The following is a 23,391-nucleotide window of genomic DNA, read 5'->3' on the forward strand; positions in this document are numbered from 1 at the left end:
TGAATATGGAAAGACAAGATCAAAAGATAAACCGTGGGCGCTGCCCACACCCGGCAGGGTAATAATTACCCTGCACCCGTGGAAATATAGTCTAGATCAAAATCTGGATAGATGCGCCATTTTGGCTTTGAATTCCTCCATCAGGGCTCTTGCCATAACCCAGCATTAAACTCTCCGACCTGAAAGCCACCCATGTCCAACACCATTTCCAACTCTGCCTGGGACCATTTTTATACCCAGACCCAGACCATTATCGACCGTGACCTGACCCCCATGGAGAGGAATCAATTTGTCGAATTGATGTCCCACTTATTACAGTGGCGCAAAGCCTATAACCTCATCGGCCCCACCCCCCCAGAAGAAATTTTGGATAGGCATTTTTTGGATTCCATCCTGGTTCATCCCCACATAAAAGTGGCCGTCAAGGTGGCCGATCTCGGTTCAGGTGGGGGGTTTCCCGGGCTGGTTTTGGGGATATTGGCACCCGATAATCAAACCATCTCCCTCATAGAACCCTCCAAAAAAAAGGTCCGATTTTTAAATTTCATCACAACTGAACTAGACCTGGGTAAGCGGATCAGAGTATTCAATAAGAGGGGGGAGGAATTACCAGCGGTGGAATTGGGTTCTTTCGATATCGTGGTTTCACGGGCACTGGGAAATCTGGAAATGTGCACCCAAATATCCCGCAAATTGCTCAAACCCACTGGATTCTACCTCACCATGAAAGGCCCAAATTTCCAACAAGAGATTGATCAGTTTGAACAATCTCCCCAAAAAGCAGGGTATGGCACCCCTGAAATTTGCTCAAACCGTCGTTCCGCCCCATCCAGAACCGTTTTGATTCGCGTACCGAGGGTTTCACGTGAAACCAGTTCAGCCCCGGAAACGTGATTGTTGATAATGGGACGCATTTAGATAAGTGACAAGGATCTGCCGATGGCCCGCATCATCGCTGTGGTCAATCAAAAGGGAGGGGTGGGCAAGACCACCACCGCTGTCAACCTCGCTGCCACTTTTGCCGCAGCTGAAAAAAAGGTGTTGCTGGTGGATTTCGATCCCCAAGGCAACGCCTCTACCGGTTTTGGGGTACCCAAGGGTGAAGATGTTCCCAATGTCTATGACGTGATGTTGGGGCGTCATGAGCTACCCGAAACCATCCAACCGATACTGCCTCCCTTCCTGGGGGTTATTCCCTCCAATTCCAACCTGTCCGGCGCTGAAATAGAGCTTGTAACGGAACCCGCCAGGGAGTTTTGGTTGCGGGGAAATGTTCGGGAATTGTTGAGTGGCTACGAGGTGGTTCTCCTCGATTGCCCCCCTTCCCTTGGACTTCTGACAGTCAATGCCCTGGTGGCGGCCGATTCTGTTTTGGTGCCTATCCAGTGTGAATTTTATGCCATGGAGGGGTTGAGCCAACTGCTGCGCACCATCGAAATTACCCGGGAAAAACTCAATCCCGGGCTGGCGCTGGAAGGCATTCTCCTCACCATGTTTGATGAAAATTTACCCTTGAATGTCCAAGTGGCTGGGGAGGTGCGCAACCATTTTGGCGCCAAGGTTTATCAAACGGTCATACCCCGCTGTCCCAGGGTGAGTGAGGCGCCCGGGTTTGGCAAACCGGCGATTTGGTATGACATCGGGTCTCCGGGGGCACAGGCTTTTTTACAGCTGGGTTTGGAAATGATCGGTCCCAGAGGTTGACGGGCCGGGAAGGGGAGGGGAGATGAAAGGCGGCAAAGTTCGACTAGGACGTGGTTTGGGTTCACTGTTGGGGGAGGAAGCAGTCCGGGAGGTGGAGCGCCATCGGGTGCGGCAGCTGCTCCTGGATCAGATTGAGCCCAATCCCCGGCAACCCCGGGAACATATCGATGAGACGGCCCTGGCGGAACTGGCCAACTCCATTAAAAGCCAAGGCGTATTGCAGCCGGTTTTGGTGCGGGAACGCCGGGGTGGCGCCCAGGGAGAAGCGTTCGAGCTGGTAGCGGGGGAGCGGCGTTGGCGGGCGGCACGCAAGGCCGGTTTGGACCGGGTTCCGGCTATCGTTCATGACTGGGATGACGCCCAGGCGCTGGAGGTAGCCATCCTGGAAAATGTCCAGCGGGAGGACCTCAACGCCGTTGAAACCGCCCGGGGCTACCAACGCCTGATAGACGAATTTTCTCACAGCCACAAGGCCATTGCCAAACGGGTGGGGAAAAGCCGGATGACGGTGACCAATCAACTGCGGCTTTTAAAGCTTCCCGGAGCAATTCTTGCCATGGTGGAAAAGGGGGAGTTGACCCCGGGACATGCGCGGGCTTTGCTGGGCTTGGAGGACTCCCCTGAACTAGCCATATCCACCGCCAGGAGGGTGGCTGAAGAGGGATTGTCGGTACGGGAGACCGAGCGGCTGGTTCGGGAGCGGGAAAATGCGAACGAAAAGCCTGAAACAAAGCCCACCGCCCAAGCCAAGGGGGCGGTGCGGGATCCATCCATCGTTGACCTGGAAAAGCAGCTCGCTGAGGTGTTGGAAACCCGGGTAGTGATCACCAACCGCCGTGGGCGGGGCCGTATCACTCTGGAATATGAAACCCTGGATGCTTTGGAAAATCTCGCCACACGCCTTCTGGCAGCCCCTATCATCCCCCCGGATGAGGATTAAACGGACCAATCCAGTTCCATCCGGTTTTCAATTTGGAGTGTGTACAGGAACTCACGCCAGCTGGAGTTGACCACCGCCTGCAATCGTTGGAAACTCTGGGATCAACCCAGGCGATAAAAAGGGTTACGCACATTTCCCAACGCCCAACCCCTCCTCAAGCAGGTGATAAACAGCCTTCGAACACCTGGCTTTAAACCCCCAACGAGTTGGCTGATAATCGGTAGAGAGTGAGCTGACAGATGGCAGGGGAGGGGGGAAGGAAGGCGGAGAAGATGAGAAATGGATAGCCGAAATGGCTTCTCTCTTCCCCACTGGCCCCCCGTCATCTGACAGCGGAGTGTAGATAAAACGAGAAGCCAGCTGGGGCCTGTCTGTTTTAGCGGGAGAGACTATTCCACCGTAGCCACATGAACTGAGTCCAGATCAGCGGTATCCTCAAAGTGGCCGCGATAGGTGGATTCACTTCCTTCCAGATCGATACACCCTTCGATGGCACCGATGAGCTGCTCTCTGGAAAAGGGTTTTTCCAAGGCTCTGTCCGCACCAATCAAACCAGCTGATTTGAGAGAAAAGCTCGGATTGAGATGGAGAGAACCCCCTGAAATGGCGATGATGTGGGGCTGGTCGGTTTTTTGGGTACGGATGGCACGTATGGTCTCCAGACCATCCATCCGAGGCATGATGATGTCAGTGATCACCACATCTGCCGGATGGTTGCGAAAGGTGGCCATACCTTCCAACCCGTCCTCTGCCACCTCCACGGCATATCCGGCTCGTTCGAGCAAATTTTTAAGTCCTTCACGACAATCTGGATCGTCGTCAATAATGAGAATCTTTTTCATCTATATCCACATTTCAGGGTGAGTAACAGCCCCTGTTCCAGGTGACTGTTACAGGGGTCGGGCTCTACTTCCTTAGCGTCGGATCCCAACCCTTCTTTAAGAGAGACCTATGCTGAAAAGCCCTCAATGAGCAGTCATTTCCGAGACTCTCTGGTAGATCACACAGAAATAGGACACCACGTTTTGGGTTCAGGTTCCATAAGAATCTGATTTGTATTTGAATATTTTTTTTGGCGTCGGGAGGGGTTGTTGTTTGCCAGAAAAACAACGCAAAAATACTGCACAAACAATTCCGAAGTCATCCAGACGGCAACTTATGAATATTGCAGCAAAAAAAATTATCCGAACAAATTCAAGCGATGGGTGATCAACAGCGGTGCCTTCTTTACCGCCAAAAGATATCAGAGGGACTTTGGGTAAAATTTTTTTTCATTACGCCGGTTACGTGTATTTGTATTGTCACAACAAAGTCACAAACCAATCGTTTTGAAATGATGCTGAAGGCCCATCCCGCTTAAAGTGAAGCGTGGTTTGATTGGGGGTTGACCAGCCTGTTACGGGCCTGCCTCTGGGGCAACATTGGGTGGCTCGACGGGAGGGCGGCTTGATTGGGAGTGTTCCAGATTGGGCGTAAATCCCAGGCCACTAACTGGTATTTACGCCAGCGGTGGAACCATGGCAGCAAATTCAGTTATTCTTCGGGGTTAAATTTTCTTCAGATTATCCAGAAAAACAGGAGAACACTCGATGGGCCAGGCGCAAAAAAAACAGCTCATGATCAATCTGGGCATCGCCGGTCTAACCTACCTCGTCATCATGGGGGGCTACGTGCTGGTTGCGGGGGGGAGCTGGATCAGCCTGATCGTGGGGCTTCTGGCGGTACTGGCCGGTACAGGACTTACCACCTTCATGAATACCCAAAAATCAGGTGGAGGAGGTGGCGGTGGAGAGCTGGATGCGTTGGCTGCTCTGGCCGACGGCTATCTCACGGCCAGAGTCTCCTTGCCCGAAGGGGGAGGGGGGAACCGCCTGGGTCAGGAGATCAACCGCCTGGCTGAATCCCTGGAGAGCCTTATGCGGCGGATCGGGCTGAATGCGGGGAGTGTCACCGCCTGTGCCTCGGAGCTGGTCAAAATCCGCGACCTGGTGACCATTGACGCCCACGCTACCCGGCTGATCGTGGAAACGGTTTCCGAAGAGAATGGCAAGCTGGATCAGGAAATCAAGGCGGTCAAGGAGTCGATTCAACAAGTGGCTGGCCACATCGATTCCATCTCCGGCTCTGCCACTCAGGTTTCTGCTGATGTCAACACCATCGCCGCCGGCGCCGAAGAGGCGAGTGCCAACATCACGACCATGGCCTCCGCCGCTGAAGAAATCACTGCCAACATCAGTGGTGTGACCAGCTCTCTGGAGCGCGTGGATCAATCGGTCACCACGGTGGCATCCTCCATTCAGGAGCTCAAAACCGCCCTGGAAGAGGTGCGCGGTCGGTGCCAGGCGGCGAGCAAGGAGTCCAATCAGGCCAACCTCCACGCTCAGGGCACCCGGGAGGTGATGGAAAAACTATCCGCCTCAGCCGGTGAGATTGGCAATGTGGTGGAGCTGATCAACAATATCGCCGACCAGACCAACATGCTCGCCTTGAACGCCTCCATTGAGGCTGCCGGGGCCGGGGAGGCGGGTAAGGGATTTGCGGTGGTGGCCAACGAAGTAAAGGATCTGGCCCGTCAGACCGCCGACGCCACCAAGATGATCCATCAAAAGGCTGAAGAGATTGAACTCAACACCAAAGAAGTGGCCAACGCCAACACCGAGGTGGTCAGCGGCATTGAGCGGATCAACCAGGCCAACCTGGAAATCACCCACTCGGTGGATGAGCAAAACCGCACCATTCAGAACATTGCCGGATCCATGCAGGAAGTTTCCGACGCCTCCCGGGAGGTGACCGGCAACGCCCATGAACTCAACATGGCCGCACAGGATGTCGCGCGATCTGCAGCAGAAGCGGCTTTGGGAACCGGCGAGATCGCCAAATCGGTCTCCGGGGTTGCGGCCATGGCTGAAAGTGTCGCCACCGAAAGCGAAGAGGCTCTCTCCTTCAGCGCCACCATTCTGGCTTCCGCCGAGCAGACCGAAATTTCCTCCTCAGCAGTACAGGAAAAAATGCAGGAGGCCTCTCTCGTCGCCACCCTCATGAGCGGCTCCGCTGCCCATTTCCGCCGCTTGGGCACCGTCTTGCAAAACATGACCAGCGCCCTCTACGCCAGCCAGTCCGAATTGCGGGTCTCCCAACCCCCCTTCAGCATACGTGACACCAAAAATTTCTATCTCCACTGGCAGGGGCTCCTGGAGCAGGCTCTCCATGGTCGAGACAAAATCCCCCCCGAACAGATGCCCGACCCTGAAAAATCCCCACTGGGCATCTGGTGCAACGGCTTCGGCAAAAAACGCTTTGGCAACCGGGCTGACTTCAATCAACTGATCGAAACCCACAAAGCCCTCCACAGCACGGCCAGAGCCATTTTGCAGCAGGTAATGGAGTCTGGCCCTTCTGAAACCTCCAGAGACGATGTGACGCGCTATGAGAAGCTTAGAACCCAACTGTTCAATCTTCTGAATGATCTCTACCTGGAACAGGTCGAAGGCGCTGGCGGTAAACTCTTCATGCCCTGGGACGACTCCCTGCTCACCGGCATCACCGTGGTGGATACGGACCATAAAAAACTGGTCGTGATGGTCAATGAACTCCACGAGGCGATGCTGGCGGGGGATGCCAAGGAGGTGGTGAGCGATATTTTGACCCGACTTGCCACCTATACCGTCGAGCATTTTGGCCGGGAAGAGGAGATGTTCAAACGCTTCGGCTATCCGGAAACCGAAAGTCACCTTAAAGAGCATCAGGCCCTGGTGTCAGAGGTGCAAAGGCTTATTCAACGGTTTGAGGATGGGGATTTTGCCGTGCCCATCGATCTTCTCACCACGGCCCGCAAATGGCTGATACAGCACATTCTGGGAACGGATATGAATTTTGGCCCCTTCCTGAGATCCAAGGGAATCAACTGATCCCAACGGCTGGAAGAGAGTAGGATAGAGAGGGAGAGCGGATCCTTGGAACGGCTGGTCTAAACTCTTTCCCAAAGCTGCGACAGTCGTTCCAGATTAAAAAAGCACATCAGATTTGATGGCTGCGGTTTGTGCTACTCACCGCATCATCTGACGTGCCCCCCCGGAAATGGCTATTAGGGCAACACGCCTGTGCCCTTCTGAATCTAAATTGGAACAATCCTACCAGGCCATGCCACTCAGAAGAAGTGGCCCAACAGGCGCAAAGCGATCATGATGATGCCTGTCAAAATAATCGTCAAAGCCATCCACCAGGCAAACCGGGCCAGGGCGTGTAGATACTGCGTTTTCCCGGTCAAAAGGTGAAGGATGAGTCCAACCATCCCCACCAGCAGGCCCACGGCCAGAAACACGCGCAGGGCGATCATACGGGACCGGCCCTGTAGGCGTTGGATTTAGCGGCTGTCCTGTCAGAACAATGGGTCATCGTTGCCTTTCCATATGTGCATCCCACCCCCCAATACAGGATCGACACCACCCGCCGGATCTTCCAGCTGAGGGGGAGGAGAGCATTCAGCTCCTGTACAGGTCAGGCTTGAATGCCCTGGGCACGCTTGGCCCCTTCGACGGTATTTTTGACCAACATGGCGATGGTCATGGGGCCCACCCCCCCCGGAACCGGAGTGATGGCCGAAGCCCTGGAGCGGGCACCCTCAAAATCCACATCCCCACACAGGGAACCATCTGATGGCCGACGATTCATACCGACATCGATCACCACCGCGCCCTCTTTGATCCACTCCCCCCGAATCATTTCCGCCCGGCCCACCGCAGCCACCACGATATCCCCACGCCCCACCTCCAAAGGCAGATCCCGGGTGCGGGAGTGGCAGATGGTGACCGTGGCATTTGCTGCCAGGAGCATCAGGGAGACCGGCTTGCCGACAATATTGGAGCGCCCCACCACCACCGCATGTTTGCCGGAAGGGTCCACACCCGCTACCTGCAAAAGCGCCATGATGCCCCAAGGGGTGCAAGGCATGAAACCGGGGCTGCCGGTGGCGAGCAAGCCGACGTTAAAGGGGTGAAAACCGTCGGCGTCCTTTTCTGGTGAGATTGCCTCAATGATGCGTTTTTCCCGAATCTGGTCGGGGAGGGGGAGCTGCACCAAAATACCGTGCACCATGGGATCGTTGTTGAGTTTGGCAATCAGAGCCAGGAGATCCCGCTCCGTGGTGTCTTCGGGGAGATCGTGGGAAAAAGAGGCGACACCCGCTTCGGCACAGGCGCGATTTTTGTTGCGTACATAGATTTTCGAAGCGGGATCCTCCCCCACCAACACCACGGCCAGCCCCGGGGTAACACCGTGCTCTGCCTTGAGCCATTCCACTTCCGCCTTGAGCCCTTCCCGGATCTCCCGGGCGGTGGCCTTGCCGTCGATGATGCGTGCCATATTTTCCTCAACTGGATCGATAAATGGATGAGTGTGGACCACTGGATCGGTTTGGCAGTCCATTTCCCTGGGACGCCCAACCAAGCTGTCTGAGAGTCCATTACACGAAGGTGTGATGAATTGGATCCCAGGCTGTTCTCCTCCCATCCGATCCTGATACAAGCGGCCAGGGATGGCAAGGCAAAGGTGTAGAATAATGGACTGGAGCTGCTGCTTCGAAGGATTTTTTTTTGATGGCCCCAGCGAGAGGTTCTCAGACAAAAAGGCTCAAAGGGAGAAAAGATAGAGGAGGGGGCTTGATTCAAACAAGAAAGAACCCTGGAAAAAAGTAGGGGGCTCTTATGGTCGTTCCAAACCAAAACAGCACAGCTCTATTGATCGATGCGGTTCGCGCAGCTCACCACATCCTACGGAAAGTAGGGGGTTTTTAAGGCCGTTCCAAATGGCTCTCTTGATCAGTGCGGTTATTCACGGCTCACCACACACAATCCACAGGGAGTCCCCTGGAAGAGACAGAGGGTCTCTTATTCCAGCTCGTAGGGATCCTTGGGAGGGGGAGGGCGGCGGTCAGTTCGTTTGGCGGCTTCAGCTTCAAATTCGGCCTGGGCTCCTGCTGGCGTGCGCAGGGAGCGGGCAGTATCGATCACCGATCCCCCCAATACCCCAGCACTTCCCACCACCATATCGACACCCCCACGGGCCACTTGCCCCACACCGGTAAAAATGGCCGAGGCCCCATTGGAAAGGCGCTGCACCATCAGGGGAGTGATCGGGGGAGGAGGATAGCTCTCTCCATCCAGGCTGACCCCTGACAGGCCGCTTTCACTCTCCCCGGCAGTTTTTTTGTCCGAGGTTCCCGCACCACCTCGCAGGGCTGATGCAGCCCCCACCACGCCACCCACCATATCCCCCAAAACATTGACGATGCCGGTGGTCAAACCCTCCACCGGTATTTCGTGATAGCTCCCCGGAGGCAACAGGGCCAGCTGGGGAAAAGTGGGCGATTTTTCGAAAGACCCTTCCGCTTCGCTGTCGTCATAAGCACCCTCGAAGGAGACCACCAGGTCCGCCTCTCCAGCAAAGCCGTCCCCCTCTGAAACCATCACAGGGATCGGTTGGTCGGTCGTCGGGGCTCTCTCCGGTTGAATCTCCGGTTGGCCTGATACCTCCTCTTGGGGCAAAAATTCTGTTTCGCTGACCATCCCCGGATGAGCCGATGGCTTGGATTCAACCGTTGGTTCGGCGTCACTCAGAGGTTCGGCCTGGGTCTCCCGACGCCGGGATTTGGCCCCCTCTACAAACCGGGTAAAAATGGAAGTCAGAGTGGGGGAGGGGGTGTTGTCCACTTCAACAGGGGGAGATTCAACCGATTGGGACTGACGGAGTTCAGCGCGACGGGCCTGCAGATGCTCCACTCCATTGATCAACACCTGCTCTTCAGAAGAATTGGCAGCGGCTTCGGGAGCTGGGGTCTGGGTGGGACGTTCCATATCAGACATGGCCGAAAAGTCAGACTCGTTGAGGATGGCAAAACCTTCCGATTCATTCAGGGAATACACTTCATCCCCTGAATCGGAGGGCGCTTGGGAAGGTTCATTTGGGCCGCCGATGGCGTCCAAAAAGTTTTTCCAGGAAACCCGCTTTCCAGATCCACTCTCTTCAACCGTCATGAGATTCCCCGATTGGATGTTGTCCGGGGAGAGAGGGTCAAGGCTCCCGGGACGGGATTGTTTTTGCTGGCGGTAGGCGATATAAGCCCGGGAGGCGCTGGGAGAGGGGCCGATGGTGGACCCGGCTCCGATGACGCTGGAATCAACTGAAGTACAGGGATAGTCCCCTCCCTGGAGGCAAGGCAGGCCTATCTCCCGGGCGGGGCAAGCATTTATCCCGACAGCATGACACGCCTTACCCAGACTGCACGGGCTGTGTTTTTCAGAACCCAGAGACACTCGGGCCTCATTTTAGGAATCAACAACGGCCGATCCCCTCTTGACCAGTGGTGCTGTTTCCAGCGTGGCGGCAAGGGAATCAAGGACGACAAGGGTCTTACATTTTTTCAGCAAGCAGGGAGATTACAGGCAGCCGCCAAGCCCGGGTGAGGGCCACCGACACCAACCCGGCCAGAGAAAAAACGGCGATCATCAGCACTGAAAAGCTGAAAAAGAACGGACCGATCACCGGCACGTGTAGAGCGAGAATGGCGATCACCCCCCAAATCCAGAGCACCAATCCCTGGCGGGCGTGAAAAAAGACAAATTCATCATCCTGATTGACCATCAAAGGCACCAGACAGAGGATGCCCATATAGCTGAACAGGGCCATGAGTCGGGATCTGGCGGTTTTTCTTTTTTGTAGGGTAGCCGTCATGGCAATCGTCCGCTCTTATTTTGGTTCTGTGGATTTTTGCGGCATCCAAGCCCTTGGTGAGGCTTCAGGAGGCCCCAAGATCAATCAGCGCTGGGATTGTTTTTCATATAGTTGTAGATACCGACTCCAAGAGCGGTGGTAGCCCCCACCAGCAGGATCGGGCCCCACGCCCCGAGCCCCAGCCCCAGACCCAGGCTCCAACCGGTCCCGGACCAGATGGTGCCGCTTCCGGCTGCGCTCTTGGTCGCTACGGCGGTTGCGGTGGTAGCAGCTCCCCCTTGGGTAGCAGCGCCAGCCGCACCCTTGGCAACGGCTGCGGTTTGGGTTTTGGCAGCGGCCGCAGCCCCCTGGGTGGTGACGGTGGCTTCTCCGCCGGTGAGCAGCACTTGGGAGGTGGTTCCCGGCTTGAGGGTGCCGGTCAGCTGAATGGCGCCGATGGTGGTTTTGCCTTTACCCGCTCCGCCGATCACCTTGCCCGCCCCTTCGATCTCCACCAGGGTGGGAGGGAGAGCGGCAGTCTTGGCAACGCCAGCTCCCTTGACGGCAGCGACCTGGCCATTTCCGGCGGCTGCCTGAACAGCACCCACTTGGGCAGCAGCTCCGGTTTTTGCGCCAGCAGCACCGGCTCCGGCTTTGCCAGCAGCGCCCGCTTTGGCGATGCCTTCCACCTCAGCGGTTTTCAGGAAGATGGTGTGCCCGGTCGCCGCAGCCCCCCCGGTCGCCGCAGCCCCTTTGCCCGCAGCAGCTGCCGCTCCCTTGCCTTTGGCTACCTCGGCCAGGGGAATCAGGGTGATACCTTTACCCGTACCGACTCCTTTCACTACAAAGGATTTTCCGGTTAGTGGCGTCAAGTCTTTCACGCCCAGGAGTTCTTTGGTAATGGGTGTCACTGGCACGATATTTATCCTCTCCAAAAAGACCACAAGCCCCGAGGATGGTTCCCCTCAACCCAAGGTCCGGCCAAAAAATTTATGATTAAGTTGTCGTTTATAGACCATCATCATTCAAAAAATCAATATGAAACGGCATCAAATCATTTTTTTTTTTTTTTGGCAACTGACTGATAATGAAATTAAAATCAACAAATCATGACAGATAAGGAGCGAGATTGACCAGCACGCTTCAAAGCCATGATTCATGACCAATCGGTACCGGGATTAAATGGCCTGCATCCCTAAGCAATCAGATTATCAGGGGATGTTTTTTTGGGAAGGGAACCGACATGATTCTCTTTGGGGCCTTCAGCCATGATCCCTTCCTCTTTGCTCCAGGTAAGCGACCTTTGGCCTCCTATTTGCCTCCATCTTTAACAATAACGATATTGCTTTTTTCAACCCACACCTGCTACGCTTTGCAATCAAGGCGAGCCGGATGGCGTGACCTTATCAGAAAGAGCATGGTTCAACGAAGCCTGGGGCACTTCCCAGACCTTCCAAGAACCCGGCTGGAATCAGCACCTGTTTTGTTAAAGAGATCCCATGTTTTGTTTGAGTGACATCTCTCTTCTCTCCCTCCCCGGGACCCCCCTCCTGGTGCTGCGACTGCCGCGCTAAGCGGCCCCTATTCCTGTTTTCACCTCATCCCTGATCCACCTGATTGTTTTCTCCGCTCCCACTGAAACCGTGCTGTTTTTGCGACGGATTTGGCTGGGAAGTCCGGATCTGTTTTGACTTTTTTTCGATAAAAGGGAGGATGCCATGTGGTTTTTTCCACCCCCCCATCTCCATCACGCAGCTATCTCGACTCCCCCTGAAAAGGGCGTCTCTCCGAGGACAACCGATCCGTGGGCTTCTTTTCCCATGACCGAAAAGGGGGTCCAGGGCATCTCCCCCATGGCCGAAACCAAAACCCCTGGCATCCCCCAGCCCAAGAGCTCCCAACCGGTCACCTCCCAACCCGCCACCCCCCATCTCCCCCTCTTTCCATCCCTCCTCTCAGCGCTCCTTCTACAGCTGGCGCTCCTGCCGTAAGGCAGACCTCTTTCAGCGAAAAAATCGACGTCAAAACGGAGCGAATCCGTCGTTGAACCCGAACGCCGCACCAGGTGACCGGATCTCCCATCACGAGCCAAACCTCGCCAAACTGGTCGGACAGGTGACTTCACGCCTCTCCAGGAGCCGGTTGTTGGCCTCTTTGGGTTGGGCCGATGGGTGGATTGTTTTGAGCCGAAACAACCGTCAGGAGCCATCGTCATGCAAAAAAACAAGACGTTTCAAAAATATAAGCCCTTCCCCATCCTGGATCTTCCAGATCGCCAATGGCCCTCACGCCAGATCGAACAGCACCCCATCTGGTGCAGCGTCGATCTGCGGGATGGTAATCAGGCCCTGGTCCAACCCATGCATCCCGCCAAAAAAATGCAACTTTTCGAGCGATTGGTGGCCATGGGCTTCCAGGAAATCGAGGTGGGGTTTCCAGCAGCCAGCCAGGATGAATTTCAATTTTTGCGTCGCCTGATCGAAGAACAACGCATCCCGGACAACGTCACCATTCAGGTGCTGGTCCAGGCCCGGGAGCCCCTCATCAAACGCACCTTCCAAGCGTTGCAAGGAGCCGAGCGCGCCATCATCCACCTCTATAACTCCACCTCCACCCTGCAACGGCGGGTGGTGTTTGGTAAAAACCGCCAGGAGATCATCCAGATCGCACGCCATGGGGTGGATTGGATCGAACAATATCGTGCCATCGCCCCAGGGTGCCAAATCCGGCTGCAATATTCCCCGGAAAGCTTTACCGGCACCGAAATCGACTTTGCCGAGGCGATTTCCCGGGAGGTGCTGACCCGTTGGCAAAAGGTGACAAAAGATCCCATGATTCTCAACCTGCCCGCCACGGTGGAGATGACCACCCCCAACCGTTATGCCGACCGCATCGAATGGTTTCAGCGGCGTTTTGGGGAGTCGGTGATTTTGAGCGTGCATACTCATAATGATCGGGGGTCAGCGGTGGCGGCGACGGAACTGGCGTTGTTGGCGGGGGCGGATCGGGTGGAGGGAACCCTGTTTGGCAATGGTGAGCGCACCGGCAATGTGGATCTCGTGACCCTGGCCTTGAACCTCCACACCCAGGGAGTTGATCCGGGGTTGAATGTCGCCGATATGCCAGAAATCGTCACCGACTATGAAACCACCACCGGTATGGCGGTCCCCCCCCGCCACCCCTACGCCGGGGAGTTGGTTTTTACCGCCTTTTCCGGCTCCCATCAGGATGCCATTCGCAAGGGGTTGGCCGCTCAAAACCGGGATCAACAGGGGATATGGGAGGTACCCTATCTGCCCTTGGATCCCAGGGATGTAGGCCGCCACTATGAATCCCTGATCCGCATCAACAGCCAGTCGGGAAAGGGTGGGGCCACCTTTATTCTGGAACAGTTGGGCTACACCCCCCCGGAAGCACTCCATGGGGGCATCGGTCGCCTGGTGCAGGAACAGACCGATGCCTTGGGGCGCGAACTGGACCCGGTGGAGATCGAAGCCTGCTTTCGTTCGGTCTATCAGGCAGAGGCCCCGTTGCGATTGGGGGATTTCAGCCTCTCCTCACCCAGCCGTTGGCAAAAAGAGGGTGACCGGAAGGAGGGCGATCAAAAGGAGTGCGGTGAAAGGAATTCGGCTTCCGGCAACATCCAGCCACAGGAGGAAAAGCGTGCCGGGGAGGCGTGTCGGGTGGTGGCCCGGGTCATCCGGGCAGGAGAGGAGATCCCGGTCATGGGGGAGGGGGTGGGACCGGTCGCCGCTTTTGTAGAGGGGCTCAAGACGGTTTTTGCACTGGATTTCCAGGTGGAGGGGTATCACCAACACGCCCTGGGGCCAGGTCGTCAGGCCGAAGCGGTAAGTTATGTTCGGGTGAGAGGGGTGAGTGGAGGAGGGCGTTTTGGTATCGGTATCGCCAGGGATACCACCCGATCCGCCCTGGAAGCGGTTTTGGCGGCAGTGAATCGGGGCCTCTATCCCCAAGCCCGCCCTCCCCAAGCACCCCCCTCTGGCCATCAACCGTCGGACTCACCCTCCTGAATACGGCATAAAAAAAAGGGTTGGGGGCTTTGCTGCCGCCCCCAACCCTTCTGGAAGGGTCTGAATATCATTCTGCTGAAGTGATCAGTGCCGGGAGATGTCGCTCCCCTTGGAGCCATCCAAAACCGCTGCCAGCTGCAGCAATTTTTCGTTGGACTGCTCCCCGGCCAAAATCCGCCGCTGGGCTTCTTTGGCAATCAGTGTGACCACCGAGGCATGGCCTTCCTTGGCCGCCAGATTCAACGATGTTTCGCCATGCTGGTTTTTCGCCTCGATCCGGCTACCCTTATCCATCAGCAGCGCCACCACCTGACCGTGACCTTCGTTGGCGGCCCAGTGCAGGGGAGAGCCCCCAAAACGATCCGTCAGGTTGATGTCGGCTTTTTCAGCCAATTGGGCGACGGTTTGCCGATGCCCTTCGTTGGCGGCCCAATGGAGAGGCGTATCTCCCAGTCGTCCCTGGGCATTGATTTGCGCCCCCTTGGAGACGAGCAGTTCCACCACCCGGCTGCGACCCTGACGGGCGGCCCAGTGGAGGGGGGTGTGTTCGTTACGATTTTTGGCATCCACCTGGGCGCCTTTGGCCATGAGACGCTCCGCAATCACCCGGTGTCCCTGATTGACCGCCCAATGCAAGGGGGTATCCAAGCGACGATTGACGGCGTTGATCCGGGCGCCGTGGTCGAGAAGGCGATTGATGACAGTCAGCCGACCCGCTCCAGCGGCCCAGTGCAGGGGGGTTTCCCCTCGGCGGTTGCGGCTGTCCACATCCGCTCCCTTTTCAATCAGCCGCGCCACGATGGCGGCATGGCCCTCACGGGAGGCCCAGTGCAGGGGGGTGGAGCCCTGGTGGTTTTTGGCGTTGATGTCTGAACCCTTGGCGATCAACAGCTCCACCAGATATTTCCGGCCACCAGCTGCTGCCAGATGTAGGGGCGACTGACCTTCCTTGTCCTTGACGGTGACATCCGCTCCCTGGGTAATGAGCAGCTCCACCATGTCGGTGTGATTTTTGGAAATGGCCCAATGCAGAGGCGTCCCCTGGTAAGGCCCTTTTTGATCGATGTCGGCCCCCCGATCCAACAGGCGCTTGACCTGTTTGACATCCCCGATGCCTGCGGAAGAGTGGAGGGTACCCCCTTTGGCCATGGCAGGGGCCATCATGGCGAGAGCACCGGCCACGAAGAGGGTGTTGATGCCAATCCATTTGGCGTTTTCCATAAAATCCGACATCTCTGTTATCTCCTGATAGAATGAGCCTCCGGACCCTCCCCCCGAACTCCCGATGATCGGAAATCAGTGAAATTCCGGATATGCCGACCCATCCCGCAAGATTCGTTCCAACACCATGGAAATGACAATATTTCAATCAACTACATAGATTTTACAATACCCGCCACCTCTCTCTGTCAAGATTCCAGCGGCTTTTTGACCTTCCCCGCCGGTTGCCCCCCTGGAAAGGGGAAGGAAAAAAGCATTTTTGTCACTGTTTTGACATTCCAGATCCATCTCCGAGTGAACTTTCATTTTCTTTGATGTCGAATCAGGAAGGGGGGGTTCCTTTTTGAAATCAAGTGACTCATGTTAGATTAACGAAGTTGGCTGTCTGTACATCTCATTTCACCGAATAGGAGCTTCGTTTTTTGCCACGCGCAACACGCCCCTCCCTCTTTCGACCCTGCTTGCCAAATTGGAGCGCCTTTCTCTTTGGGTTCGCACTGCTGTGGAACCTGCTGTTTTGGTCCCACACCGCCTTGGCCAGTGAGCTGACGCTGACGGCGGAAGAGGCTGATTATATCTCCCAACATCCCGTCATCCGGGTAGCCAACGAGATGGATTGGCCACCCTTTGATTACAATGAGTTCGGTAAACCCAAAGGGCTTGCCATTGAATTTATCCAGCTGCTGGCCGACCAAGTCGGCTTGGAGATTCGCTTTATCAACGGCTACACCTGGGAAGAACTTTTACAGCGGTTCCAACAGGGTCAAATCGATGTGGTACCGGTGATGTACCGCAACGCCCAACGGGAGGCCTACACCCTGTTTTCCCGCCCCTATTATCGGGGAAAGCTGGGGGTTTTGACCCACACCAACGGCCCGCCCATCCAACAGCTCTCGGATTTGGAGAACAAGCGGGTCGGCATTCAAAAATCCCACGGCGCCATCCCCATCATCCGAAAAAACATTCCCGACATCCAATTCATTGAGCATCCGGGCTATGACACGCTGGTCAAGGCGCTTGGGACGCAAAAGCTGGACGCCATCATCGGTAATCCGCTGCTTTTTTCCCACTTTATGAAGGAAAACCAGATCCAGGATCTTCGCCTGGCCCATTTTATCCCCATGACCCCCGAGGAGCAGGCCAAAACCTCGTTTCACATTGGCGTAGGCCTTGATCAACCGATATTACACCGCATCCTCGACAAAGCGATTGCTGCGGTGAGCCGAGAAGAGATGACTGCCCTGGAGGCCAGATGGAGCCCGTTTCACGCGCCCAGCCAACCAACAGTGACCCTCACCGAGGAACAACGCGCCCTCCTCAAACGTATGGCCCCCCTGACATTTTGCGTTGATCCGGACTGGATGCCCTACGAACGAATCAATGAGCAGGATGTCCATGAAGGGATGTCGGCTGATTTTATCGAGCTGCTGACCAAGCGGTTGGGCGTGCCCATGGTTCTGCATGCCACCGACAGCTGGAGCGAAACCCTGGTAGCCGCCCGAGATCACCGCTGTGATCTTCTTCCCCTGGCCCAGGAGACCCCGGAACGCCAGAACTATTTGGATTTTACCACCCCTCTTTTGCATGCTCCCTATGTGGTCGCCACCCGCAGTGATCGTCTGTTTATCGAGGATATCGCCCAGCATCAGGGAAAAACCTTCAGCGTTGTTCGGGACTATGGCCTGATCGATGAATTGCGTCAGCGCTATCCCGGTATTCACCTGCTGGAGGTAAAAAACGTTCATGAGGGATTGCAGCAAGTGATCGATGGCCAGGTTCTGGGGTATATCGGCACCACGGCGGTGGTGGGGCAGGTCCGCTACCAGTATGGCCTCTGTGATATCAAAATCGCCGGACAGTTGCCCCTGGGGTATGAACTGAGAGTGGCCACACGCAACGACATCCCCCAACTGGGTGTGCTGATGCAATATGCGGTGGATTCGATCTCGCCAACAGAGATCCAGCGCATTCAGGACAAATGGATGGCTGTGGATGTGCAGAAAGTGGCCGACTATCGCCTCATCAGCCAGGTGGTCGGTGGATTTATTGTACTGCTGTTGTTTTTCACCTATTGGAACAGACGCCTGCATCGTGAGGTGGAAAAAAGAGCCCAGGTGGAGCAGGCGTTGCGGGAGGCCAAAAGCCAGGCGGAAGCGGCCAACCTGGCCAAGAGCGAATTTTTGGCCATCATGAGCCACGAAATCCGCACCCCTCTCAATGTCCTCTTGGGAATGAGCGATGTCCTCAAGGAGAGCACTCTGACGGAGCAGCAGAGAGAGCAGTTGGGGATGGTTCATCAATCCGGGGACCACCTTCTCAACATTATCAACGATATTCTGGATCTTTCCAAGATTGAAATCGGTGGGGTTACCCTGGAATCAGCCCCATTCCAACCTGGGCCGCTGTTTTCGATGATCGGCGACATGATGCAGAGCCGCGCCCAGGAGAAAGGCTTAAGATTTGATTTCGAGCAACCCGATGATCTTCCTCCGTGGGTTTTGGGGGATGAAGGCCGTTTGCGGCAGGTACTAATCAACTTGCTGGGCAATGCCATCAAATTTACCGAGCAGGGCCGGGTCAGCTTGAATGTGGCCTACCAATCGGAGGGGAGCGTTTTTGAGATTCGCATCATCGATACCGGCGTGGGTATTGCGCCTGAACATCTGGAGCAGGTGTTTGACAAGTTTACCCAGGCGGATGCGAGCATCTCCCGCCGTTATGGCGGCACGGGTTTGGGGCTTGCCATCTCACGCAATTTGGTGGAGTTGATGGGGGGAACCATCGCGGTGGAGAGCGATGTCGGCCAGGGAAGCATCTTTCATCTGATCCTCACCCTCCCCCCGGCCCAAGCCCCGGCCTCCTACCGGGAAGAGCAGTCCCACTTGGGTGCCCAGATGGGTTTGGTGCCTTTGGAGATTCTCCTGGTTGAGGATTCCCAGGACAACCGGACCCTGATCCTGACCTACCTGAAAAAGACCCCCTGGGGAATCACCATTGCCATTGATGGCCAAAAAGCGCTGGAGCGGGTCAAAGCTGGCGGCATCGATCTGGTGTTGATGGATATCCAGATGCCGGTGATGGACGGCTATACGGCCACCAGGGAGATCCGTGCCTGGGAGCAGCAGGAAGGTGCCCCAAGACTCCCCATCCTGGCACTCAGCGCCCACGCCCTGGAGTCGGAAAAGCGCAAAAGCCTGGAGGCAGGCTGTGACGACCATTTGGTCAAGCCTATCAAGAAAAAGCACCTGATCCAGGCGATCCAGGAAGCGGCGATGGGTCTGGAAAAACAGGGGTCGTAATGCCCAGGCTCAAATCCCCCAGCTCCCCTTTCCACCACATAAACCATGGGTGTGGAGGAGGTTGTTTGGAGCTGTCTGATAGAGCGCGATGCGAACCAAGAGGCGGCCTTGGCGATGTGAAAAATGATAGACAAGATATTGATGTAACTTTGACAAAATGTTGCCAACATATATATGCAATGTACAAGCAGCGCTAGGAAAGTTAAACCATCCTATTGAAAATACAAAAAAACCAGCAAAACACCAAGCTCACCCGAAAATCCAAGGTATGGGCAATTCTTTGGAGCAAGTCCATCCCCACAGCTCCTTCACCAGGCTCGTTTTTGGAGACCACTTTTTGGGTGGTGCGGGCTTTTTTGGCTACCTTCGTCTGGGACAATCCCTTCTCTTTGCATCACGCTTGAACGCTCATGGCAATCTGAACTTTCAGGGATTCGGCTTCCCAGGCTTCTTGAAAGGCGGGATCTTTCAGACGTTCGGCAATGTAGGCGTCGCCATCTTCCAACAGTTCGGGGCGGAGTTTGATTTCGTCTGTAGTCTTGGTGGTCATGGCCTTCAGCCTCAGCTGGTCAATTTGAGACAGCGCTGGCAAGCGAAGCTGAACCGAAATGATCGTTATGGTCTTTCGTGCTGGCTATCTATCTGATTTTGCAATGATTAGATGTTTTTAAATTTTATAACCTTCACTGCGAACCAACTGATCTCAAGCTCTTTCTAAAAGTCTTCTGTCCCTCTTCCTTGGTAAAGCCGTGTAGGACAATAGCCGTTTCACAAAAACCGGAAGAGCCGCAAGGAGGGGAAAATTATTCCAAAGACACCTCGTAAAAGTGGGCAAAAGCAAACGGCCAGCTCATCCTCAACAATCATAACCCATCGTTTTAATTGGCGTCCCCGGCGCGATTCGAACGCACGACCTACGGATTAGGAATCAATGGGTTATACCAACACTCAAGATCACTTCCATTCATTTTATATTGATTTTTCGGAAGGTTAGCGTATACTCCAATCACTGGGTTTAACCCATAATCCCCCCACACAGTAGCACCGCAGTAGCACCGTGGTAGCACTGAAAACCCACGGAGAACCCTCGGATTGAGGGGAAATTATGGCCAATACCACGATTGATCCCAAAAAGCGCACCCCAAGCAAAAGAATTAATTTCACCAAACGCGCCCTACAGGCATTAACCCCCCCTGCCAAGGGAAAGCGATCCTATGTTTACGACACCAAAACCCCAGGATTGGCTGTATCGGTAACCCCTGCTGGGACGAAATCGTTTTTTGTCCACCGTAAAATAGAAGGTAGGCCAGAGCGGATTGTCCTTGGGCGGTTTCCCGATATATCCGTGGAAAATGCCCGCGCCATGGCAGCAAGGACCGTAGGCCAGATTGCAGAAGGAAAAAACCCAGCGGCTATGAAACGAGCTGATCGGGAGGAAATGACCTTTGGGGAGCTTTTCCAGGAATTCCTTGATCGTCACGCCATGGTTCACAAAAAATCCTGGAAAGATGATGTCAGCCTCTTCAACCGGTATCTGAAGCCTATGGGCAAACGTAAGCTCTCCACAATCCGCAAAGCAGACGTTCAGCGGCTCCACTCCAAGATCGGCAAAAGTGGCCATCCTTATGGAGCCAACCGGATGCTGTCTCTGATAAGTGTCTTGTTCAACAAGGCTGGTGATTGGGGTTTGTGGGACAAAGCCAATCCTGCAACCGGCATCACCAAGTTCAAAGAGAAAAGCCGGGATCGGTTTTTGGAGGCGGATGAACTCCCCCGTTTTTTTCAGGCTCTAGCCGAAGAGCCCAACGAGACCATCCGAGATTATTTCCTGATCAGCCTGTTGACAGGGGTGCGGCGGGCGAACGTCCTGGCCATGCGATGGGATGAAATTCATCTGGAGCGGGGAACATGGCGCATTCCTGAAACCAAGAACGGCACTCCCCAGACGGTTCCACTGGTTGGAGCCGCTTTGACCATCCTTGCCAGCAGGCAGGAATCGGCCACAAGCGAATGGGTGTTCCCTGGGAGGGGGAAAACCGGGCATCTGGTTGAACCGAAATTGGGGTGGGCACGTTTGCGGGAACGTTCTGGCCTAGGTGATATCCGCATCCATGATCTGCGTCGCTCCCTGGGCTCCTGGCAGGCTGCAACCGGGGCCAACCTCTCTATCATCGGTAAGACCCTAAACCACAAGAACGTGGCAACCACCGCCATCTATGCCCGCCTTAACATCGATCCGGTTCGGGATTCAGTGGAGAAAGCCACCACAGCTATGCTGGCGGCAGGGGGAATGCTGCCAGAAGGAGATGTAATCCCTTTAAAACAGGCTGGCAAATAAACGAAAAAAACAACATCAAATTCAAAACAGAGAGTAACTAGGAAATGCTATGACAAAAACTCAACTAAAAGAACTTAGCGACCTGCCAGAATGGTTTAATTTGAAAAACTACAAAGATGCAAACAAGCTTGACGCATGTGGATGGTATGTTCAATTTGCACGGCGTCGCGGCGCATATTATGGCAAAGTTAAGGATGAGAACGGCAATAATATTTTGTTTCAAGGCATCATAGGTTGGGATAATTTTATTGAAAATTGCGAGGATTTTCACGCGAGTTCAGTTTTCGACTTGTCTGTAAACGAAAGCCGACGCCTTGCTGTTGAAGTTGTGACACGCCATATGGATATGTATGAAACTGATTTTATCGAAGACAATCTTAGATTTCAGACTGGCAATCAACTGGATGGAGATTTTGTTCCTTCTTATGATGATGCAATTGAGACCTTTAGGAGTGGTGGATTTCATTCCTACCTCAATGGGCCTGAAAGTTTATTCCCTGCACTTGAGATAGCAATTGTAGATGTGGAAGCACCTGACGAACAGATTATCTCTGATTTTGAAGTATGGCTTGAAAGAGCAAGGAAGCGAAAGGGGTGTAATCCAAGAAAACGTTTTTTCACGAAAAGCGATTTTTCCAGATGGGTAGATGCCCAGACTTTGCCATATTTAGATCTGCGGCAGTGGGCCAATATGAATAATGTAAAAATTCCAAACCGCCTGATGGGTGATGCGATATTGGGGAGTGGTAATGTTGGTGATACTGCTGAAAGAATCCGGAAAACCACAAAAAAAATTGCTCATGAAATGATTTCAGGTTTTTGGCAAATCAACCAGCTTGAGAAAGATTGTTGCATAAAGAAACTGGAAACAGAGTAGCCAGCTTAATTTCCGGCAAAGCTTTGCCTAATTTCCTTTCCGGAAAAAAAATCTTCAAATCGTCATCCGCAAAAAAATCTCCCGTTTGGTTTATTGTCATCTCCATCAATCACCCGATTTAATGGAGAACGACATTGACTACGCAACCCTCCCGGCGAAAGCTCGCCAAACTCTATTCTCCCCAGCAAGCTGCTGATATTCTTGGTGTGGAAGTCACCACCCTCGCCAACTGGCGGTGCAGCAAGCGGTACCGCCTGCCTTTTGTTCGCATTGGCCGAAAAATCAAATACCCTGAAGACGGTGTGCTTGCTTTCATTGAAGAAAGAACAGAATCATGCTCTTCTGGTAAAGCATAAAGGGGGCTGCCATGAAAAAGCGAAAACCCTGCGGCAGCCGGGGCTTTAATGGAGCATCTGACTGTAAAACTGAACGAAGCCATGATGCCCTGGACCACCAAAACAATCAACCGAAAACCAGTAAAGAGTTGTTGGTGGAATTCTTCAAGAATAATTCCATGCCAGACGGTAGACATTCACTGCAAAGAAACAACAAATACAGGAAGTATGAATCAGGAAAGCAGTTAATATTTAAAGAAAACAAGCTCTGCTCCCCAGAAAAACATGAACGAGCCGTGAAACTGTTGGCCGATGAACTCGGGGTATAGCCGTGGCTCGAATTCGTACGACCAAACCAGAATTTTGGTCTAGCTCTCAAGTGGCAGACTGCTCCCGAGATGCGAGGCTCCTATTCATCGGGATGTGGAATTTTTGTGATGACAACGGCATTCATCCGGCAGACCCGCGACGCCTTAAAATGGAGATATTTCCCGGTGACAATCTTCCCGTGCAGGAGATGGTGGGATTTGTTCAAGAGCTTCTTCAGCAGGGACTCCTTGAGGAATACAGTGTGGGTGAATCCCGATTTTGGCGAGTGACCGGTTGGAGTCGTCATCAGCGGATCGATCAGCCTTCCTTTCGATTCCCACTCCCTGACGGGAGCATCCCCAAGTCTCCCCTCAACAGGAAGCTTCAAAATAAAAATGGCAGGGGAGTATCGCAGATACAATCACGGGGTAACGAGAGGGTATCGCCGATACCTCGTGGAGGTATCGCACCCGGAATGGAAGGGAATGGAAGGGAAAGGAATAAAACCCTCTCGGTCCATTCTGACGAATGTACCGGAAGCAATGTTGGTGATAAATCTTCCGGGCAGGCTCAAAAGAATGATTACCCTCCCAATTTCGAGCAAGTATGGCAGGCCTACCCTAAACGGTC

The 23,391-nt window shown here is 54.4% G+C and carries 20 protein-coding genes; 11 read left to right on the plus strand and 9 right to left on the minus strand.

What is annotated here, in order from left to right; all coding sequences use genetic code 11:
• The first annotated feature begins 192 nt into the window (after positions 1 to 192).
• From rsmG to HQL52_16325, 3 genes are read left to right on the plus strand one after another with little or no spacing between them, the layout of a single operon-like run.
• Positions 193 to 894: a 16S rRNA (guanine(527)-N(7))-methyltransferase RsmG gene (gene rsmG, locus HQL52_16315; protein MBF0371014.1), complete on the plus strand. Its 702-nt coding sequence runs from the start codon at positions 193 to 195 to the stop codon at positions 892 to 894.
• A gap of 45 nt (positions 895 to 939) precedes the next feature.
• Positions 940 to 1,704: a ParA family protein gene (locus HQL52_16320; protein MBF0371015.1), complete on the plus strand. Its 765-nt coding sequence runs from the start codon at positions 940 to 942 to the stop codon at positions 1,702 to 1,704.
• Positions 1,705 to 1,726: 22 nt separating this feature from the next.
• Positions 1,727 to 2,644, plus strand: a complete 918-nt coding sequence (locus HQL52_16325) for a ParB/RepB/Spo0J family partition protein (protein MBF0371016.1) — start codon at positions 1,727 to 1,729, stop codon at positions 2,642 to 2,644.
• A gap of 389 nt (positions 2,645 to 3,033) precedes the next feature.
• On the opposite strand, the gene HQL52_16330 is transcribed toward HQL52_16325, so the two are convergent.
• Positions 3,034 to 3,486, minus strand: a complete 453-nt coding sequence (locus HQL52_16330) for a response regulator (protein MBF0371017.1) — start codon at positions 3,484 to 3,486, stop codon at positions 3,034 to 3,036.
• Between the two features lie 747 nt (positions 3,487 to 4,233).
• On the opposite strand from HQL52_16330, the gene HQL52_16335 reads away from it, so the two are divergent.
• Positions 4,234 to 6,552: a bacteriohemerythrin gene (locus HQL52_16335; GenBank protein MBF0371018.1), complete on the plus strand. Its 2,319-nt coding sequence runs from the start codon at positions 4,234 to 4,236 to the stop codon at positions 6,550 to 6,552.
• A 239-nt stretch (positions 6,553 to 6,791) separates the two neighbouring features.
• Here HQL52_16335 and HQL52_16340 read toward each other — a convergent pair whose 3' ends face one another.
• From HQL52_16340 to HQL52_16360, 5 genes are all read right to left on the minus strand, one after another.
• Positions 6,792 to 6,980, minus strand: a complete 189-nt coding sequence (locus HQL52_16340) for a hypothetical protein (protein ID MBF0371019.1) — start codon at positions 6,978 to 6,980, stop codon at positions 6,792 to 6,794.
• A gap of 161 nt (positions 6,981 to 7,141) precedes the next feature.
• Positions 7,142 to 8,005 (minus strand): bifunctional methylenetetrahydrofolate dehydrogenase/methenyltetrahydrofolate cyclohydrolase FolD, encoded by an 864-nt coding sequence (folD, locus tag HQL52_16345; protein MBF0371020.1) that lies wholly within the window; start codon positions 8,003 to 8,005, stop codon positions 7,142 to 7,144.
• Between the two features lie 524 nt (positions 8,006 to 8,529).
• On the minus strand, positions 8,530 to 9,954 hold the full coding sequence (locus tag HQL52_16350; GenBank protein ID MBF0371021.1) for a hypothetical protein: 1,425 nt from the start codon (positions 9,952 to 9,954) through the stop codon (positions 8,530 to 8,532).
• 97 nt (positions 9,955 to 10,051) lie between these two features.
• On the minus strand, positions 10,052 to 10,372 hold the full coding sequence (locus HQL52_16355) for a hypothetical protein (protein ID MBF0371022.1): 321 nt from the start codon (positions 10,370 to 10,372) through the stop codon (positions 10,052 to 10,054).
• Positions 10,373 to 10,452: 80 nt separating this feature from the next.
• Positions 10,453 to 11,268 (minus strand): hypothetical protein, encoded by an 816-nt coding sequence (locus HQL52_16360; GenBank protein ID MBF0371023.1) that lies wholly within the window; start codon positions 11,266 to 11,268, stop codon positions 10,453 to 10,455.
• Between the two features lie 903 nt (positions 11,269 to 12,171).
• On the opposite strand from HQL52_16360, the gene HQL52_16365 reads away from it, so the two are divergent.
• Both HQL52_16365 and HQL52_16370 read left to right on the plus strand, forming a co-directional pair.
• On the plus strand, positions 12,172 to 12,342 hold the full coding sequence (locus tag HQL52_16365) for a hypothetical protein (protein ID MBF0371024.1): 171 nt from the start codon (positions 12,172 to 12,174) through the stop codon (positions 12,340 to 12,342).
• A gap of 222 nt (positions 12,343 to 12,564) precedes the next feature.
• Positions 12,565 to 14,382: a 2-isopropylmalate synthase gene (locus HQL52_16370; protein MBF0371025.1), complete on the plus strand. Its 1,818-nt coding sequence runs from the start codon at positions 12,565 to 12,567 to the stop codon at positions 14,380 to 14,382.
• A gap of 84 nt (positions 14,383 to 14,466) precedes the next feature.
• Here the strand turns inward: HQL52_16370 and HQL52_16375 are convergent, their stop codons facing one another.
• The gene (locus HQL52_16375) at positions 14,467 to 15,615 is read right to left on the minus strand and encodes an ankyrin repeat domain-containing protein (protein ID MBF0371026.1); all 1,149 of its coding nucleotides are present in this window, start codon (positions 15,613 to 15,615) and stop codon (positions 14,467 to 14,469) included.
• A gap of 410 nt (positions 15,616 to 16,025) precedes the next feature.
• On the opposite strand from HQL52_16375, the gene HQL52_16380 reads away from it, so the two are divergent.
• Complete coding sequence (locus HQL52_16380) at positions 16,026 to 18,902, plus strand: transporter substrate-binding domain-containing protein (GenBank protein ID MBF0371027.1); 2,877 nt, start codon at positions 16,026 to 16,028, stop codon at positions 18,900 to 18,902.
• Between the two features lie 202 nt (positions 18,903 to 19,104).
• On the opposite strand, the gene HQL52_16385 is transcribed toward HQL52_16380, so the two are convergent.
• Both HQL52_16385 and HQL52_16390 read right to left on the minus strand, forming a co-directional pair.
• Positions 19,105 to 19,281, minus strand: coding sequence for a helix-turn-helix transcriptional regulator (locus HQL52_16385; protein ID MBF0371028.1), 177 nt, complete (start codon positions 19,279 to 19,281; stop codon positions 19,105 to 19,107).
• Between the two features lie 15 nt (positions 19,282 to 19,296).
• A complete protein-coding gene (locus tag HQL52_16390) occupies positions 19,297 to 19,452 on the minus strand; it encodes a hypothetical protein (GenBank protein ID MBF0371029.1) in 156 nt (51 codons plus the stop codon).
• 555 nt (positions 19,453 to 20,007) lie between these two features.
• On the opposite strand from HQL52_16390, the gene HQL52_16395 reads away from it, so the two are divergent.
• The 4 genes from HQL52_16395 to HQL52_16410 all read left to right on the plus strand — a co-directional run bounded on the left by HQL52_16395 (position 20,008) and on the right by HQL52_16410 (position 22,781).
• A complete protein-coding gene (locus HQL52_16395) occupies positions 20,008 to 21,240 on the plus strand; it encodes a tyrosine-type recombinase/integrase (protein MBF0371030.1) in 1,233 nt (410 codons plus the stop codon).
• A gap of 49 nt (positions 21,241 to 21,289) precedes the next feature.
• Positions 21,290 to 22,117, plus strand: coding sequence for a hypothetical protein (locus tag HQL52_16400; protein ID MBF0371031.1), 828 nt, complete (start codon positions 21,290 to 21,292; stop codon positions 22,115 to 22,117).
• A 134-nt stretch (positions 22,118 to 22,251) separates the two neighbouring features.
• Positions 22,252 to 22,473 (plus strand): helix-turn-helix domain-containing protein, encoded by a 222-nt coding sequence (locus HQL52_16405; GenBank protein ID MBF0371032.1) that lies wholly within the window; start codon positions 22,252 to 22,254, stop codon positions 22,471 to 22,473.
• Between the two features lie 11 nt (positions 22,474 to 22,484).
• The gene (locus HQL52_16410) at positions 22,485 to 22,781 is read left to right on the plus strand and encodes a hypothetical protein (GenBank protein ID MBF0371033.1); all 297 of its coding nucleotides are present in this window, start codon (positions 22,485 to 22,487) and stop codon (positions 22,779 to 22,781) included.
• Positions 22,782 to 23,391: the final 610 nt, after the last annotated feature.

The sequence above is a fragment of the Magnetococcales bacterium genome (assembly GCA_015232395.1).
Lineage (GTDB): Bacteria > Pseudomonadota > Magnetococcia > Magnetococcales > JADFZT01 > JADFZT01.